The organism is Parapedobacter brassicae (genome assembly GCF_051400755.1).
Taxonomy (GTDB): Bacteria; Bacteroidota; Bacteroidia; order Sphingobacteriales; family Sphingobacteriaceae; genus Parapedobacter.
Map to the genome: position 1 here is coordinate 459,658 of NZ_JBLFFL010000001.1, position 17,580 is coordinate 477,237.

11 protein-coding genes are annotated in these 17,580 nt (G+C 53.0%); all 11 read right to left on the reverse strand.

What is annotated here, in order from left to right:
• Positions 1 to 3: 3 nt before the first annotated feature.
• The 11 genes from ACMGDE_RS01940 to ACMGDE_RS01990 all read right to left on the reverse strand — a co-directional run bounded on the left by ACMGDE_RS01940 (position 4) and on the right by ACMGDE_RS01990 (position 17,579).
• Positions 4 to 852: a sugar phosphate isomerase/epimerase family protein gene (locus ACMGDE_RS01940; protein ID WP_436831066.1), complete on the reverse strand. Its 849-nt coding sequence runs from the start codon at positions 850 to 852 to the stop codon at positions 4 to 6.
• A gap of 36 nt (positions 853 to 888) precedes the next feature.
• Positions 889 to 1,932, reverse strand: a complete 1,044-nt coding sequence (locus tag ACMGDE_RS01945) for a ThuA domain-containing protein (RefSeq protein ID WP_436831067.1) — start codon at positions 1,930 to 1,932, stop codon at positions 889 to 891.
• Positions 1,929 to 3,011 (reverse strand): aldose 1-epimerase family protein, encoded by a 1,083-nt coding sequence (locus ACMGDE_RS01950; RefSeq protein ID WP_436831068.1) that lies wholly within the window; start codon positions 3,009 to 3,011, stop codon positions 1,929 to 1,931. Before ACMGDE_RS01950 ends, ACMGDE_RS01945 begins: the two co-directional genes overlap by 4 nt.
• A gap of 2 nt (positions 3,012 to 3,013) precedes the next feature.
• Positions 3,014 to 5,704 (reverse strand): c-type cytochrome, encoded by a 2,691-nt coding sequence (locus ACMGDE_RS01955; protein WP_436831069.1) that lies wholly within the window; start codon positions 5,702 to 5,704, stop codon positions 3,014 to 3,016.
• A gap of 139 nt (positions 5,705 to 5,843) precedes the next feature.
• A complete protein-coding gene (locus ACMGDE_RS01960; protein ID WP_436831070.1) occupies positions 5,844 to 7,334 on the reverse strand; it encodes a RagB/SusD family nutrient uptake outer membrane protein in 1,491 nt (496 codons plus the stop codon).
• Positions 7,335 to 7,356: 22 nt separating this feature from the next.
• Positions 7,357 to 10,446: a SusC/RagA family TonB-linked outer membrane protein gene (locus tag ACMGDE_RS01965; RefSeq protein ID WP_436831071.1), complete on the reverse strand. Its 3,090-nt coding sequence runs from the start codon at positions 10,444 to 10,446 to the stop codon at positions 7,357 to 7,359.
• Positions 10,447 to 10,739: 293 nt separating this feature from the next.
• Positions 10,740 to 11,267 (reverse strand): hypothetical protein, encoded by a 528-nt coding sequence (locus tag ACMGDE_RS01970; protein WP_436831072.1) that lies wholly within the window; start codon positions 11,265 to 11,267, stop codon positions 10,740 to 10,742.
• A 121-nt stretch (positions 11,268 to 11,388) separates the two neighbouring features.
• Positions 11,389 to 11,943: a sigma-70 family RNA polymerase sigma factor gene (locus ACMGDE_RS01975; protein WP_436831073.1), complete on the reverse strand. Its 555-nt coding sequence runs from the start codon at positions 11,941 to 11,943 to the stop codon at positions 11,389 to 11,391.
• Between the two features lie 157 nt (positions 11,944 to 12,100).
• The gene (locus ACMGDE_RS01980; protein ID WP_436831074.1) at positions 12,101 to 13,519 is read right to left on the reverse strand and encodes a DUF1501 domain-containing protein; all 1,419 of its coding nucleotides are present in this window, start codon (positions 13,517 to 13,519) and stop codon (positions 12,101 to 12,103) included.
• A gap of 38 nt (positions 13,520 to 13,557) precedes the next feature.
• Positions 13,558 to 16,089, reverse strand: coding sequence for a DUF1549 domain-containing protein (locus ACMGDE_RS01985; RefSeq protein ID WP_436831075.1), 2,532 nt, complete (start codon positions 16,087 to 16,089; stop codon positions 13,558 to 13,560).
• A 137-nt stretch (positions 16,090 to 16,226) separates the two neighbouring features.
• Entirely contained in the window at positions 16,227 to 17,579 is a 1,353-nt protein-coding gene (locus ACMGDE_RS01990) for an alkaline phosphatase family protein (protein WP_436831076.1), read from the reverse strand.
• Position 17,580 lies beyond the last annotated feature (1 nt).

Here is a 17,580-nt window from a genome sequence, read left to right on the forward strand (position 1 = left end):
CCCCTATCCGAAATGAGCGCGTAAAAACGAAAGGCCCTTGACTGCGATGTCTTCAGCAGAGGGTTCGACGTTGCGCCAGATGGATGCTGCCTTGGCGATGATCTTGACATCGGGGGTAAACGATTCAATGACCAGGCTACCGGTGTAATTGATGGTTGCCAACGCATCGCGGATACCATTCCAGTTGATGTGATCGCCACCCGGTGCGCCCCGGTCGCAGCCACAGGCATGGACGTGCAGCAGGTGCCGCCCGGCGCTGATGATCGCTGCAGCTTGGTCTTTTTCTTCAATATTCATGTGGTAGGTGTCTAACAGCAGACCAACCGCATCGTGATCCACCGCCTCAACGAGTGCCAAACCCTGCTCACATGTATTGATAAAATCGGTCTCATAGCGGTTCAGCGGCTCAATGGCCAGTTTCAATCCCAAGCCATCCGCACGCGCGCCCAATGTTTTCAAATGCCTCACTATGATGTCCCGTTGCACCTGATATTGGTCTTCGGTGGTCTGCTCTGCCCTACCCACCACGGAGTAGAGCGGTCCCACCAATACTGGGCACCCCAATACCGCCATGGCGTCCAACGCGCCGTTGATGTAATCCATTGCCTGCCGCTGCTCGGCTTCGGTGCCACGCAGGTCACGGCCAGGCCCCATGGCGGCGCAAATCGAACTGCATATTAGTCCGTTATCATCCAACGCCTTGCGGATCGTGTGCGCATCGATATGCGAAGCATCCTCAAGGGCTATTTCTACCGCATCAAACCCCCATGCTTTAAACTGCTGGAGAACCGCAATGCTGTCATTGGTAAATGGGGAGGTCAGCAAGAATGTATTGACACCGAATGTTAACATGGTTTCTTTATTATATGAAGTGTATTATTCAACGGGCTAACGGTCTTCTTTTAATTGATAATCTTCGGGGCGCTTTCCCTTTTTAAAACTACCGAAACCGAACATGGTGGGTTGGTAGGGGGTCACAAATGCCACATCGGCCTCCTCAGGGATATCCTGTTCAAGGTCAACCGCCCAAAGGCAGGCATTGACCAATAACCTCCGGAGGTCTTCGTTGACCAAGTCCACCGACGCGCCCATCGTGGTCGCAAAGGCTTTCCCAGCGCTGCCCCCCGGTACCTGATATTCCCTGGTCCAGGCAATGGGCAGGGCCGCTTTGTCTGTATTGATGGGTGCATCGGCTGTCATGCCGCTGGTGGACTGCCCATACAACAGCACATCCGCCCCATCCAAGGAACCAACGGTATACACGTCGGTCGGCACCCAGATGTCTTCCACCCCATTCAATATCGGATTGGCCGCATTGGCCTCGTGTATCACCGCACGTGTTCCCTCCTTGCCATGGTCGCCATGGTGGTTTACCCAGGTTTCGCCCAGGACTAACATGCCAAATCCTTTTTCCCAGCCGGGCACGGTACTTTGAAAATCGTATTTAGCCAAGGAATCTTCCGGGTGCTTGGCATAGTGGAAGGCGTGGGTAGCGGTGCGCAGGCCCACCACGGGTTTCCCCTTTTTCAGGTATGCATCTACATGGCGCATCTGATCGGGCGGCAGCTCGCGGAAACGGGTAAAAATAACCATCAAGTCGGCCGACTCCAGCTTTTCCAGTCCCGGAATATTAGACTGCTGCTCCGCGTCGATCTCCCCGCTCGAGGGGTCTATGGAAAACAACACCGTACAGGTAAATCCATATTTCTTGGCCAGCAGTTGTGCAAGCATCGGCAAGGCCTCTTCGGAGCGGTACTCTTCATCCCCACTGATAAAGACAATCTGTTTTCCCTTTCCGGGACCTTCATCGCCGGTATAGGTGACCCATTGTTCTTCGGCGGTGTCGGGTGACTCCTTCGCTGAACAGCAGGTGAAGCAAACCAGTACGAGCAGCAGTAACGGTGCCGATAGCTTTCGATTTTTCGTCTTCATACGCGGGGTGTTGTTGTTTGTAAAAATTCGTCGATTGCTCCAGGGGTATCTAATACGCGCACACGCAGGGCATAACTCCGCCGTTCCCCGGGCTGCAACATGATCAGCGAGCCATTCTTTCGGGCCTGCGACTGCCCAACCGGGGGATGGGTGCCAGGCTCCAGTCCCACCACGTATTCCCCGGGTCCCCAATGTTGCCAATTAGTCAGCCAAGGCAACTGTTGTTTATTAAATTCAATGGCCAGCGCCACGCCTATCTTCGGGTTATGAATACCGCAGCGACACATGCCTGTTTCGTCTGCACGTACATCGATGAATGCAGCTTCTTCACCACCGCCGACGTGATCCTGTAAAGGCGGTTGGCCTTTGCGGAACGGCGACCCTTCACGGAAGATCTTCGCATTGCTTTCGCCCTCGCGTGAGGTCCACAGCCCATTCCAGCAAATATCCACGCCTTCATCCACCAATGGCCAGCCCAGGTTCATATGATAAAGCAGCATATGAGGAGCTGGCGTATTTCCATGGTTGACTACCTCATCTCGAATAGCGATCCAAGGCTCGCCCAGCCTGCTCGAAATCGTGCGTTTCAGCACCAGTTGCATGCCTAAGGGCTGGGATTGCCTGACAACGCCCGTGATGCTCATATCCAAATGGCCCAATCGCGGGTCGGGCTGGATGATCGATTCGAGGGTAGCGGGCAGCCCGCTAAACTGGCTGTGAAGCCCCCGATCCCCGTGCTCATCCGATTCCGGTCCGCCTACGTGGTCCAGTCCACAGGTGGTGAGCAACCCACCACCGAAGCCCTTCAGCCATTCAACTCCCTGATAGCCGGCAGGCATCGGACCCGTAATCCCGAGGTGGCTGATCCACGCCAGGCTATGGGCATTGTAAAATGCGTCGGCAATGTCGAGCCCGCGGTCAATAACAACCCGGTAGCGGAGCCCTGCTCCGGTATTCACCCATGCAACGCGTGTGCCCTTACCAGGACCATTATCCAAGATAGAAGTCTCTATCCCCCCGATTTGCAGGGGGTTAGAGACCTTATTTGTCCAATCCTCCATCGGTACCCCGCCTTGCATCCTTAGTCACTTTTATAACGCGGGCTATTTTCATTGCCGCCGGCCATCAAGTAGGCAATCAAATCTTTCAGCTCTTCTTCGTTCAGCACGTTCAAGGTACCCGGTGGCATGATCGATACTTTCGACACCTTGATGTCCTCCACGTCCTTCTTCGGTATTTTCTTCAAGGCTTGGGGGTCATACGGATTTTGGGAGATCGTGTAATTTGTTTCATCCTCGTCCATCAGTCGGCCCAACACCGAGGTGCCGTCGCTCAGGTGGAAGACCTTCGATTCGTATTGATCGGAAATCACTTGATTAGGCTCGATGATGGCTTGCAGCTGATCCTTCACCGAGAAACGAGTGCCCAATTGCGTGAGATCCGGTCCGGCAGACCCACCTTCTCCCTGTATGGTGTGACATGACCCGCAACGGATGGCTGCAAATAAGGATTGCCCCCGTTTAAAATCTCGTTTCCCTTTATCGGCCTCTATGACTTTCTGCGCCTCTTCGATTTTCCAAGCCCTGCCGGGTCCCTTCGGTGGTTCCGCAGCCAACATCAGCGCGTTGCCCGATTCGGAAAGAAGCGAATCACCCGAGAGCGTATTGTAATGGGCAAACTGTTCCTTTGGCACATTTTCCAGTGCCAGCTTACGTGCCCGGTCAAGGAAGCCGACAAAACTGTTGCCTCCCTTGTAGCCAAACGCACCGTAAAACCACTTGAAATACCGTTCGTACAGCTCGGGTGTCCATCCTGCCCGTGCCTTGCTCAACGCCGTGGCAAAGTAGATTTGCTGGGCCGGCGGGGTTTTTGCAATCGTATTGGCGATATCCAATCCATATTGCGGATTCCGCAGGATCAGATCCGCCGAACTGGTGAGCATCGGCATGACCACGGTCGAATCGTCTTTGGCGCTATCTAGCAAGGCCAGCGTCCGTTCCACCACATAAGGTGCGCTGATGTGGGCCAAGAGTTTGCTCAGTTCGCGGTTAAGTGCATTGTCCGCCGCCGGGTATTGTCCTTCAAGGTAGGTGGCCAGGCGGCTGTTGAGGGCCTCATCGGGCTTCTCCATGCGATACAACGCCAATTCAAATGCCCGCAGCAGGCCGATTTTGTTTTCTCTCGATATCCGGTTGATATCCACCGTCATCAATTTCCGGACGATCAATGGTTGCAGCACCGGATAATCCAGCTTGGTCATCGCAACCATCGCGTTTGTCACGGTTCTGATATTCCGCTCGCGGAATGCCCGCTTTCCCCATAGCCCGATGGGTTGATGCATGAGCGCCACGGTCGCCGCATACCGGATGTGCCGGTCTTCGTGATCCAGGTAGGGCCATACTTCGTTGACCACGTTCGAATCGGCCGGACTGTCATGGTATACTTCAAGCTTCCTGCGGATAGCCATTTCTTCGGTGATGTCGCTTTTCCGTTCCGATGGTTCCTTTACCTTGTCGTAATCTTTATAATACACCCTGTACAGGTCGGACTCCAATCGCCGGCCGCCGCTGAGGAAATACAGGGCCCCATCCGGACCGATTTCGCCGTCGGTGAGCGGCAGTGGCGTGCCGGAAAGGAATTCTTCTGCCGTCGCATGATAGGTAGCGCCCTCCTGTTCCAGCTGGACGGCATAGATGATGCCGAAGCTCCAGTCAAATGCGAGCAGGCTGTTGCGGTATTTATCGGGGAATTTGGCGTTCCCGGCATACACCAGGTTAGTGGGCGACCCCTGACCGATATTCAGCAGCGAGGGCAGGTCATCGGGATAATATGTCGGCCATTTGCTATTGCCTGTACGCCAGCCAAATTCAGCTCCGCTCGTGACATGCAGCAGACGGGTCGGCCTGTACCACGGCATCCCAAAATCCCACTCCATATCCGAATCATAGGCGAAGAGTTCGTCGTCGTCATTGAACGCGATATCAAAGGTGTTCCGAAATCCAGCCGCTACCAACTGCCAATCCTGTCCAAGCGAATCAGTTTTGGCGATCCAGCCGCCCGGGGCCATCCGGTCTGTGGCGTGGCCCTGCGGATCTTTTATCAACTGGAAGATGTTATCTTCGTCCCACGTGTTGGGCAAACGGTAGCTATCCATTTCTGGCACATCGGTATGATTACCGCATACGAGGTATAACGATTTTTTATCCGGTGCCAGAATGATACTGTGCGGTCCATGCTCGCCATCTCCGTTAAACGACTTCAACAGGGTGATCTCATCAAATTGGTCATCGTTGTCGTTGTCTTTCAGCCGGTACAGTCCGCTGCTCTTTTCAAGCTTTTCGTTGCCGCCATGGTTGACCATGACATAGAGGCTGTTAAATGCCCAAAGCAATCCCTGTGCATATCCCATTCCAAGCTTGGTCTGGGTGGTATCGTCCTTCCATTCATCCCCCGGCAGGGTCAGCGGCTGCGGTTTGGTGGTCAGCGTATCCGTACCGATCTCCGAGAGCTCCAGGCGGTACAGTGATCCATATTGGTCGGACACGATCATCCGTCCTTTGTCATCGAATGTCATGGCCACCCACGATCCCTGCTTATTTTCAGAAGGGGTGTAGAGGTGCTCGACGACAAAATCCGGTGCAACGGTGATCTTTTCCACCTTGGGTTCCACATCTGCCTGTTTCGTTTCTTCATCCTCGGTCTGGCATGCCGAGGTCATCAGCAATGCTGCAAGGGCAACTGCTAATCCGGGACTACATTTAAAAATCTGCATATATGATACTGGTTGTATGAACTGATTGTTATCTGGATATCATTCAGGATGCTGTAATATAATTGGACACTAGTACAATGATAGGGTAACCATACCGGGATGGCAACCTGCACTATCCTGAATACAGAAATCCAGTCCATCACCATCCCGGATTCTGTTCAAACCCATTCAAGCGGATCTCCCGTGCGGGAATGGGGAATAACAACTTATGCGGCTGGATATTATACGCTGCACTGCTCAGCCTGGTCAACCGTTCCTTCTCTTCCGTGCCGTGCGCGGTCATCACCTCAACGGCCTTGCCGGTCCGCAACAGTTGATACCAGCGGTGGTTTTCAAAAGCAACTTCCACCCGCTGCTCGTGATAGACCGCCTCCCGGAATGCCTCCTGTCCGAGACCTGCCAAGGGTTCCAGGTTTGCCCGTTCCCTTACGGCATTGAGGTGTGTGTAGGGGTCGCCCGTGCCGGTTTCATTGAGCGCCTCTGCGAGCATCAGCAACACGTGGGAATACCGATAAACCGGCCAATTTTCATTGGCGCGCCCGTCTTCCAGAAAAGGGGGATGGTAGTACTTTTTGATGAAGGGAATGTCGCCATCGAATGCCTCGGACTCCTCGAAATTAGCATTCGAAGGGTCGCTGAACATGGCAATGGATGCGTCCCTGCGCACGTCGCCATCTTCGTAGGCCTGATAAATACTGGGTGTCGGGATGTTACTTCCACCGAGGTTGCCCGGGAATCCGACCAACTCGTCCTTGGCATTGCGCGGACCAAACTGAAAGATGAAATTGCTGGCTTCGGATTGCAGGCCGTCATCAAACTGGATCGCAAACACGGATTCCGCATTATTCTTGAAAGCGGGGTCAAAGTTGTCTGCATAGTCAGGCAACAGCGCATAACCGAGCTCCAACACTTGCTGCAATGCCGCAGCTGCCTCGTCAAAGTGCTGCAAGGTCAGGTGCACCTCGCCCAGCAGGGTCAACGCCGCACCCTTCGTTGCGCGGCCGACATCGGGTCCGGTATAGGATTCCGGCAGGTTGGCCACGGCGGCATCGGCATCAGCCAGGATCTGATTGTACACCTCATCGACACTCGCCCGACCCTCCGAGAAGGCACTCTCCGGATCTGATATTTCATCCAAGACCAGCGGCACCGGACCGAAAAGCCGGACCAGGTGAAAATACTGCAACGCCCGCAAAAACTGCGCTTCACCCTTATACCTGGTTTTGACGGCTTCATCTGAAAATTCCACGGCGTCAATACGGCCCAAAATAACATTCGTCTGCTGGATGTTGCGGTAGAGCAGGTTCCACGTATTATTGACGTAATTGTTGGTCGACGTGATGAGAAATTCATCGATCTCCTCACGCTGCTGGGCACCCCTATCCGATTCGTCAAACTGGTAATTCGTGTTATCGGCCACCATCTCCGTCATCGCCCAGTAGTAGTCGGCGGTGTAAAGCTCCTGAAGGGAGCCATACGCGCCGTTTACCGCCCGCAAAAATTGGCTTTCATTCTGGTAGTACGTAGCATCGCTTGAAAAGGTATGTGGTTCTACTTCCAGCATATGGTGGCATGATCCCATGGTAAACAAAAGTACCAATAGGAGGATATATTTTTGGTTCTTCTTCATTTTTCCTCGAATAATTGATTAATTAAAAACTGAAATTAATCCCCAGCGTATAGATACGCGGCACCGGGTAATTGGAATAATCGATTCCCGGAACAAGTGCCCCGGTATCGTCCCGATTATAATTGGTGCCTTCGGGATTGCCGCTGTAGCCGGTAAACAAGAAGGCGTTTTGGAGGGTGGCATATACCCTTGCACTTTTGATCAATCGGCTTTGCTCCGTTCCTGCGGGCAGGTTATAACCCAAGGTGATATTCTTGATCCATGCATAGTCGGTCTTCTCGATCCACAGGCTATGTGTATCCCGGTACATGACCCGCCCCCTGCCGGTACCGTTTGTAGTGGGCACCAAGCCGTTTCCGGGTTGTTCGGGCGAGCGCCACCGATTCATGATATCCCGGTTTACATTAAACACCCCGTCGATGTTTCCGGTATAGAAATTAGTAGCGCGCAACATCTCTGCGCCCGCAGCACCAACCACCAGCACACGGAAATCAAAATCTTTGTATCGCAACACATTGGTGATCCCCCAATTGAAGTCCGGATACGGATTGCCGATCACATCAAAGTCCTGGAAGGGAGTGATCTCGCCATCGCCGTTGACATCGCGAAAACGCATATTCCCTGGGATGGCACCCGGGAAAGCCGGGTAATTTTGAAGGTCCTGCTCGTTTTGATAGATCCCTTCATACACGTACCCGATGATCATGCCTACGGGACTTCCGATCCGCGTGATGTTGGTGGGGTTGCCCTCACTGCTCAGACCGGAATAGATGGGGTCTTCGCTACGTCCCAGCGTGATCACCTTATTGCGGTTGAAGGAAATGTTGAGGTTGGTAGACCACTCGAAATCGTCCGAAACGATGTTAACCGTATTCAGTCCCAGCTCCACGCCGCGGTTGCGCACGTCGCCCCGATTTTCGGTGACCGTACCAAAGCCGGAAGATTGCGGGATTTCCACATTCAACAGGAGATCCTGCGTATTCCGGTTATAGAAATCCGCGGTCAGGTTAATCCGGTTGTCCAGGAAATTAAAGTCGACACCCAGGTTTAATTCGCGCATACGCTCCCAGCCCAGGTTGGGATTAGCTACAGTATTCATCACCCGTCCACTGCCCAACGTGCCATCAAACACATAGTCCCTGGTGCCGATGTTGCTCATGTAGGAATAATTCCCGATGTTGAAATTGCCCGTAAATCCATAAGATGCGCGCAGTTTCAGTTCATCGATCCACGTACTGTTTTTCAGAAAATTCTCTTCGGACAACCGCCACCCGAGGGCGAAGGAAGGGAAGGTACCCCAGCGGTTATTGGCACCGAAGCGCGAAGACCCATCGGTCCGCACCGTAGCCGTCACAAGGTACTTGTCGGCAAAGGAATAATTAGCCCGCGCCAGATACGAAATCAGCGCCCAATCGCTGATGTCAATGCCTCCCATTGTTATCCGTGCAGCCGCATTTAATGACTGGATATCATCATCAGGAAACTGCACTCCATTGAAGGTATTGTTATGAATCTTCTGTTGCTGAACCGTATAGCCGATCAATCCCGAAAGGGAATGCCCTGATTCGCTGTTATAGTCATAGGTCAAGGTGTTTTCATTCAACCAATTCAGGTATTTCACGTTGCCATAGTTGCCAGAGGGAACCGATGGCGGCCGGGCGTTTTGGTTACCCAAAATCGATGGCCGGAAATACTGGGAGTCTCCGTCTTCAAAATCAACATTAAAGGACGATTTGAATTTCAGGTTTTTGACGATCTCAAACTCCCCAAAGGTATTCATCAGGATCCGGGTACGGTTGCCCTTGTTGACCGTCTCATTCAAGAACATGATGGGGTTAGGGATGCCGAAGGTCCCCGGCGACTCGATGTAGTCGTTGTAGCTGCCATCGGCATTGTATGCCGGAGGGATCGGGTTGGCGATTTCAAACCCTTCATCCCGGCCCTGTCCTGTCACTCCGCCCTTCAGGAAGGTCATGGAAGGCGACAGGTTGACCCCCACTTTAAACCGATCCGTAATATCAGCATCTACGTTGGCACGTAAGGAAAACCGATCAAAACTGGTGTTGAGCATGACCCCTTCTTGATTAAAGTACCCGGCGGAAACGAAAGTCCTGACGTTTTCGTTCCCCCCGCTGATACTTATCCCAAGGTCAGACATCGGTGCCACTCGCGTGACCGCATCATACCAATCCGTCCCTTCGCCGATCGCCGCGGGGTTGCGGTAGATCTCCGGGATATCCTCCAACGTAGGTTCGCGCCCCTCTTCAAACCGGATTTGGTCTTCAATGGCTTCTTTCCTGAACTGCGCAAACTCTTGGCCATTCATCAGGTCGGGCCTCCCTTTTTGCGGCACTTCCTGCAAACCGCTGCTCATGGTCACCTGTATCTGGGGTTTTCCGCTGCTTCCCCGTTTGGTGGTGATCATCACCACGCCATTGGCCCCGCGCGAGCCGTAGATGGCCGTCGCCGAGGCATCCTTCAGTACCGTCATCGATTCGATATCCTGCGGGTTCAATGAACTCATCGGATTAGATTGCTGACTGGACGATGACGGCACCGGGAAACCATCAATCACATAAAGCGGTTCGCTGCCCGCACCGATTGCCCCGATACCCCTTACCTGTATTTTTGGTCCCCCTCCCGGTGTACCGTTAGACGTGCTTACGTTGACACCGGATACCTGTCCGGAAAGCCCTTGGTCCAAGCTGGCAACAGACTGTCCCCGTACGTTTGACATGCTGATCGGCGCGATCGACCCGGTAACATCCTTTTTTTGCTGGCTGCCGTATCCGACGATGACCACCTCCTCCAAATCGGCGGTCTCCCCTTCCAACACGATTGCTATCGACGTTTGGTCGCCCAGGGTTACCTCTTGCGAAAGGTATCCGACATTGGTAAAGATCAAGACCTCTCCGGGCTTAGCCTCCAACTGGAAGCGTCCGTCGGCATCCGTAGCCGTACCCCGAGATGTCCCTTTGACCTGTACGGTCACGCCTTCCACCGCCTTGCCCTGTGCATCTTTCACCGTACCGGTTACTTGTTCCTGTCCGATTCTATTTTCGTTGGCGGCGGGCGCAGCCTTTACGACCGTCAACAGTAGTATGATCTTCATCAAAACCAGTATGCTGATCGGTCTAAAATTCGGTCTATAGCAGTATTTGCCTGATTTTTTTTTATACATTTGAACTTGGGTTTATTAATTAATAATTGGTCTCACAATCAATTTTGGTTAGTCCCCCAGTCTATCATTTGGTAGACGGAAACCGAGTGCGGGCCAACGCCTCGGTTTCTATTTGGTGACCCTGTTCGTTCATTGGTCATCGCTTCATGATGGTGATCCTCCTTCCTGCTATACTAACATTAACCATGTTGTCTTTTTTCACGTCTATATCAGCTTGCTGCGTTTTACGGATTGCCGTCTTTCCAGCTTGCAGCAGCGCGGCATCGCCCGTCCGTTGGCTTACGTATATTCGATGAGCTATCACCCGGCATGACCTGGTCTTCGTCCGCCAAAACAACCGCAGCTTTATCCGTACCGGGCTCCATCCCATAGTGGCTTACCGCTTGTTCAACGGTCAGCTCCTTGACGCTGCAATCGCTTGGATAAAAATAAACCATCGCCGATGCAGCCGTCAGCAATGCGGCAGCCGCTACCACCTTAAACCACCTGAATGACCAACGTACCTGTTTGCGATCAGGAGACTGATCGTCTTTTCCGCTATCGAGTATGCCCTGCAAGATGCTGTTGCCCTGTGTTGCTGAAAATAGGATCTGCTTTGCCTCAAATGTGTTCCATTTTTCCTGGAGGAGCTGTACGACGGTATCCTCGTTCGACGGATCGGACAAGAGCTCCTGCAATTCTTCTTTCTCCTCCGGACGCAAGGTATCCGCCAGCGCACGATCAATCAGTAGCAGAAGTCTGGAATTGTCCATTTCAATTAACCTTCGGGCGATAGTTTTTATTGGTCCTCATGATAAAGACACCGGATACTCAAAAAGTGGATATAAAAAGCGATTCTTTTTTTGATGATCCGCGTTTGAGGGCAACTACGCCTTAAACCAATGCCTCAGTCCTGACAAATTCGCTGATGGCTTTTATGGCCAAGTACTGGTACTTTTTAACGGATTCGACAGACAGATTCATCCGTCTTGAGATTTCCAGGTTTTTCAGTCCTTGTCGCCGTAAGACAAAAACTTTTTGCTGCTGTGGCGGCAACAATTGAACTGCCCGATCCACTAATTCGTGGTGGTCTCCCGTGCCTTTTATATCCATCTCTTCCTGCGGGGCGTCCACTTCCGATAGGTACGCCTGCCTGTTCCCCCGTTCGGTGGTCATCCGGCGGATGTGATTGAGCGCGTGGTTGCGGCAAAGGATAAAGAGGTAAGCATCAAACGTCCTTACCTGAGGAAGTGACCCTCTGTTGATCCAGACTTTGGCAAACACCTCCTGTACGATCTCTCCGGTAACGTCGATGTCTTGCGTGAGCGTCTGAACAAACGCACCGATCTGGTTATAATACGCATGAAATACTTGGGCAAAGGCACGTTCATCGCCCCGTGCGATCCGGGTCAATAGTTCTGCCTCGTTTGGTAGTCTATGCAACGCCATAATACATTCATTAAACCCTTATTGTGCAAGGGTACAACTAGATACACAGGTAGCTTGTTTTAGTAAATGTTTAATGCGTATAAAGCGTACTATAATTGGACACTAAAGCAATGATAGCACAAGTATGCCGGGATGGCAACCTGTACTATCCTGAAAGTTAAGCACCCAATAGCTCCAATTCGGGCTCGTGTACCCCGTCAGGAGTGGTGTAAAACGGTCGGCCTTCGATGACGGCATGTTTCTTAGGATCTACCCCGAGGGCGTGGTAAACCGTTTGGTGGATCTGCTCGATCCGAATGGGTTTTTCGATGGTTTTGCAGGGCCGCTCGTCGGCGGTCTTGCCATATACGAACCCTTTCTTGACACCGCCACCGAACATCAATATCGAGCAACCATCTGTAAAATGCCGGTGCATGCCATAGTTTTTGATATCATTGATCACATCCGGTTGCGCTACTTGATGTTTCACCTCAGCACCCGGGCGGCCTTCCATCACCATATCCCGACTGAATTCGCTGGCCACGATCACCAACGTGCGGTCCAGGTGCCCGCTGCGATCCAGGTCTTTGATCAGCTGCGCAATCGGCGCGTCGATCAGTTTTTTCATGTCGCGCGTACGTGTATGGCCATTCTCGTGGGTGTCCCATCCCATAAAGGGCTCATATTCAGACGTCACGCTGATAAACCGGGCACCCTGCTCGGTGAGCCGGCGCGCCATCAGGCATCCCAACCCAAATTTACCCGTATTGTAGATGGCATAGCTTTCCTTGGGCTCATCGCTCAAGTCAAACGCTTTGGCCTCCGGTGATTTCAATAGCATATACGATTGCTCCATCGATCGTTTGAACGATTCCTTTTGATAGTCACTACCATGCTCGCCGATGGGACTTTTGCCGAGCAGTTCCTCATAGAATTGATTACGCCGTTCGAAGCGGCTGAAAGACATGCCCGCTGGAGGTCTTACCGCGTCAAGCCCTGAGGATGGATCGGGTATCATAAACGGGCCATATTCGCTGCCCAGGAAACCCGCCGTATGGAAGGCTTTCAATTCCTCGGCCTCCCCGACGGTCATCCGCTGGCCGATATCGATAAATGCCGGTATTACCGGATTTTTGGGACCTAATTCCTGCGCGATCCAGGCACCGATATGGGGTGCCGCCACCGTTTGCGGAGGCTCATAGCACGTATGCCAGTGATATTGGTGCCGCGAATGCAGGATATGCCCCAGATCGGCCGCCATATACGAGCGAATGAGCGTACCCTTATCCATGATTGCGGCAATGTTTTCCAACCCCTCCGAAAACTGGATGCCATCCAGCGCCGTAGGGATGGCTTTGAAGGTACTCAGTACGCGATTCGAATCCAAGCCCTTTTCAAATGGAGTATACCTTTTCGGGTCAAACGTATCGGTATGAGCCATACCGCCCGCCATCCAGAGCAGGATGACCGTGTCGGCCATCGCAGTCGGTTTTCCGCTACATGAGGCCAAAAAACCCGAAAGGGGAGCACCCGCCGCCAATGCCGCCAGCGTACCCGCACTGGCGGTTTTCAGAAAATCTCTTCTATTGTACTGCATTTGATATCGTATAACAAACCATTCGGTCACTTGTTTCTTTAATCAATGAACTGAAACTCAGGCAGCAGCACCACGGCCCACAACAGGTCCTGTACCTGTGCTTCCTGAACCGTATCCCCCAGCAACCCCTGCGCTGCCCGCCGTTCCTTATCCGTAGGTTCACGACCCAAGCTCTGCCTGTAAACCGCATGGATGAGTTCATCGCTGCTTTTGTAAGTGGTTACCCAGTTGCTGGCACCCTTTGCCAATGTTTCGTTGAGCAGCGTACCATTCGTCAGTTCCATGGCCTGGAGCAGATTTGACTGCCCGTCGCGCACGCTGGTCACGTTCTCCCGGCTGGGCCGGCCCAGTGCCGTGAGGAACGGATCATTCTGTACCAACGATGCCCGTACAAATGGAAACTCCCGCTGGTACGATTCCGCCTCGCCATAGGGATTATATTTAAGCGCTGAGATCGGATATACCGGATGTACCACGGTGCTCACGGCATCCGCAAACTGCTCCGCCGTAAGCTTGCGCTTCAGCATACCGGTAAACACAAATTTCGGCGAATTGATCACCTCTGGGTTTTCAATGGACATAGAAGGCTGTTGATAGATCTTTGATGTGGTAATGAGGTAGATCAATTGCTTGATGTCATAACCCCCTTCCACGAAGTATACGGCCAGCCAATCCAGCAGATCGTCACTCCAAGGTTCCTTGTCCATTTCATCCGTCGGCGCAACGATCCCACGTCCCATTAGCTGCGCCCAGATGCGATTCACCACGGTCCGATATAGGCGGCCGTTTTCCGGCTTGGTCAATGACTCGGCCAGTTCCGCGGACTTTTGTTTGACCGTGGCCTCCTTCGAGATGCGCCCCAGCTCTTGCCAAAGCATGCGGGTATCGGCCATTTTCCCGGTGGGGATATCGCATCGATTGATCTCCAAGGGTTTTTCCGAAAATATGTTCGCAAATGCGTAGGCATCATCCAATTTCCAGTTGCTCACAAAGCTATCGTGGCACGAGGCGCATTTCAGGTTCAATCCAAGCAAGGCTTGTGAAACATTTTGCGCCGCCTGCATGGCGGTGGTCTGGCTGCTATTGACCGCCCCGCGCCATTCAATACCCTTGATGAATCCTTTTGAGCTTTCATCCGGATCGAGCAGCTCCATCACGAATTGCTTATAAGGCTTATTGCTTGCCAATGACCGATAAAGCCAGTCCGATATGTTGAACCGCCCATTGGTAATATACCCCGTGCCGGAATAATCGTTTCGTAACAGGTCATTCCAAAAGGTCGTCCAATGGGTGGCATAATCGTCATTCTTGGCCAATAGCGTTTCAATGATCCGGTTGCGTTTATCACCCAGGGTGTCCGCTTCGAACTGTTGCAGTTCCTCGGGTGTAGGCGGCAATCCGATGATATCGAAAAACACGCGGCGCAGAAACGTGCGGTCGTCAACGACCGACTGCCATTCGACCCCTTTCTTCTCAAAATAAGCATTCACCCACAGGTCTATCGGATTCGATAGGCCATCGACTGCGGCCGGAAGCTCCGGCTTCCTCGGCGCCAGCTTCGCTTCTCTGAAGATTCCTTTGGCAGCACCGTCGGGCCAGGGCGCCCCTTTATTGATCCACAGTTTGAGTACTTCAATATCCTGCTCACCCAGCGGTTTGCCTTTCCCTGGCATGGCTTCCTTGTGCCCTGCCGGTAAGGTGACACGCCGGATCAATTCGCTTTTCTGCGCGTCACCCGGTTGAATGACCGGACCCGATTCTCCGCCTTTGAAAACCAACTCCTTATCATCAAGGCGCAGCTTGCCTTCGGATTTGTCGCTGCTGTGGCATTGATAACAATGGTGCGCCAGGATGGTACGGGCAGCGATGTTGAGTTCCGCCTCCTGCTCAGCGCTCAGGCTGGCTGTATCACTGGCAAAGGAAGCCCAATCGAGGTTCATGGACGATGCATCCCCGCCGATTTCGGCCAGTTGCTCGTGTTGTGGTGCCCATGGTGTCACACCGATCAGGTAATCTTGTCCGTGGGTAAGCGAACCGCCGTAATGTCCGGCAATAAATATACCCATCGCCGTCAGGAAGAGCACACCCCTATAAACACGTATCAAGCCGTAGGTATGCTTGTTGACAATAAACCACAACAACAGCGCAGCCGCCGCACCTAAAATGGCGGTAGCCCACCCCGTCCACTGATGAAGGATAAACGTATCGCCCCCATAATCTCCCGAGGACGCAAGCAACCAACCGAACAGCACCGCAAACGCGGCACTGCCGGCACCTAAAAACACCATCCAACGAATACCGGGCCGCAGCTGCGACTCAAATTTGCGCAGGGTAGCCAACTCCATGATGGCCCCGATGAGCAATAAGGTCACTGGGAAATGCACCATCAACGGGTGAAGCCGACCCAAAAATTCCCAGCCCCACCACCTTTCCGGGGCGGTAACCGCTTGCTCAGCCATTGCGGCCTGCGTGGTATCAGCGAGGGCTACTGCGTGAATAAAAATGGCTCCTACAAATGCCGACAAGGCTTTGATCACAGCAGGATAGTATATTGGTCTATTAACTTGCATCATTTAAATACAGTTCTACTCGGCCACCAAAACATCAAAAAAAATGTGATTTATAGCAGCCAAGCAGCTAATTCGGTTATAACAAAGATAATAAGAAAAAATTGGACAACTATCCTGTACTCTTATGCTTATTCGTCTCACGACCGCAAGCTATCCAATATGACATCCCTGATCGCGGTGGGGTCCAATTGATCTCCTCGTTGCCGGTCTTTCGTGATCAGCAAGGGGTAGTAGGCGTCCGGGATGTCGACAGCGCCGTGTGACCCCTTTACTAGGGAAGCATCCAGGGGGATGACATCCATCACGTACCGAAAGCCCAGCTTCTTTCGGAGCAGCTGATAGCCCGCCCGCAACTTAGACGTCATAAACATCTCTACGGGGTCGTACCCCGGCTTTTTATGGATGTCGACCACCCGGGCATAATCGGGCGCCCGCTGATCATCCAACCAGAAATAATACGTAAACCAACTGTCGGCCTCGGCTACGGCTACCAGGTCCCCGGCCCGCTCATGGTCGAGGTGGTATTGTTTTTTCCCCTCATCGTCCAGCACCAGTGCGATCCCCTCCTCGGCCGCCAGCAGCTGCATCACCTGCGCCTTGACGGCTTCATTTTTGGTATAAATATGTGCGATCTGATGGTCGGCGACGGCAAACGCCTGAGATGCCCCCGCGTCAAGCAATTCCAAGCCCCGCTCTACACGGATGCCCAGCAAACCAGCGTTGCGCAGCAGGCGATTGATGTGTATGGGCCGCGAGACCGGCACAATGCCGTATTCCGACAGCAGGATGACATTGGCCCCCCGTTGCTCGAAAAAGGTGACCAGCCGCTCCAATAGGGTATCGATTTCGCCCACCTCTTTGCCGATCTGTGTCAAATCCGGACCAAACTTCTGCTGGCAATAGTCCAGGTGGGGCAGGTACACCAGGCTCAGCGTAGGCTGATACCGTTCTTCTACATACATGGCCGCATTGGCAATCCATTCGGACGATGCAATATCAGCCCCTGGGCCCCAGAAACTAAACAAGGGGAACTGCCCAAACCGTTGCTGCAACTCGTCGCGTAGGCTTGCGGGATAAGAATAGCAGTCCGGCATCTTCCGGCCATCGGCCAGGTAATTGGGTCGCGGGGTCACGGAATAGTCGGCACCGCCATACATGTTGTACCACCAGAACAACTGGGCACAGGTAAAACTGGGATCCATCCGCTTGGCGGTGTCCCACACGGACTCGCCCTGTACGAGTTTGTTGGACTGCTTCCAGAATTTTATTTCGCAGTCCGTGCGGTCGTACCAGCCATTGCCCACGATGCCATGCTGCGCCGGCCATAAGCCGGTCAAGTAGGTGGATTGCATGGAGGTGGTCACCGCCGGCAGGTGCGGATTGATCCGGCTCAGGTGGGCGTTTTCCAGGTATTTCTTTAAAAATGGGGTGTACTCGCCGATCAAGGCGTATGACAATCCCACCACATCGATGACAACCGTCTTTCTCATG

Excerpts from the sequence above, each read along its gene's own strand:
- ACMGDE_RS01940 (WP_436831066.1), bottom strand. The coding sequence starts at position 852 with ATGTTAACATTCGGTGTCAATACATTCTTGCTGACCTCCCCATTTACC.
- ACMGDE_RS01945 (WP_436831067.1), bottom strand. The coding sequence starts at position 1,932 with ATGAAGACGAAAAATCGAAAGCTATCGGCACCGTTACTGCTGCTCGTA.
- ACMGDE_RS01950 (WP_436831068.1), bottom strand. The coding sequence starts at position 3,011 with ATGCAAGGCGGGGTACCGATGGAGGATTGGACAAATAAGGTCTCTAAC.
- ACMGDE_RS01955 (WP_436831069.1), bottom strand. The coding sequence starts at position 5,704 with ATGCAGATTTTTAAATGTAGTCCCGGATTAGCAGTTGCCCTTGCAGCA.
- ACMGDE_RS01960 (WP_436831070.1), bottom strand. The coding sequence starts at position 7,334 with ATGAAGAAGAACCAAAAATATATCCTCCTATTGGTACTTTTGTTTACC.
- ACMGDE_RS01965 (WP_436831071.1), bottom strand. The coding sequence starts at position 10,446 with ATGAAGATCATACTACTGTTGACGGTCGTAAAGGCTGCGCCCGCCGCC.
- ACMGDE_RS01970 (WP_436831072.1), bottom strand. The coding sequence starts at position 11,267 with ATGGACAATTCCAGACTTCTGCTACTGATTGATCGTGCGCTGGCGGAT.
- ACMGDE_RS01975 (WP_436831073.1), bottom strand. The coding sequence starts at position 11,943 with ATGGCGTTGCATAGACTACCAAACGAGGCAGAACTATTGACCCGGATC.
- ACMGDE_RS01980 (WP_436831074.1), bottom strand. The coding sequence starts at position 13,519 with ATGCAGTACAATAGAAGAGATTTTCTGAAAACCGCCAGTGCGGGTACG.
- ACMGDE_RS01985 (WP_436831075.1), bottom strand. The coding sequence starts at position 16,089 with ATGCAAGTTAATAGACCAATATACTATCCTGCTGTGATCAAAGCCTTG.
- ACMGDE_RS01990 (WP_436831076.1), bottom strand. The coding sequence starts at position 17,579 with ATGAGAAAGACGGTTGTCATCGATGTGGTGGGATTGTCATACGCCTTG.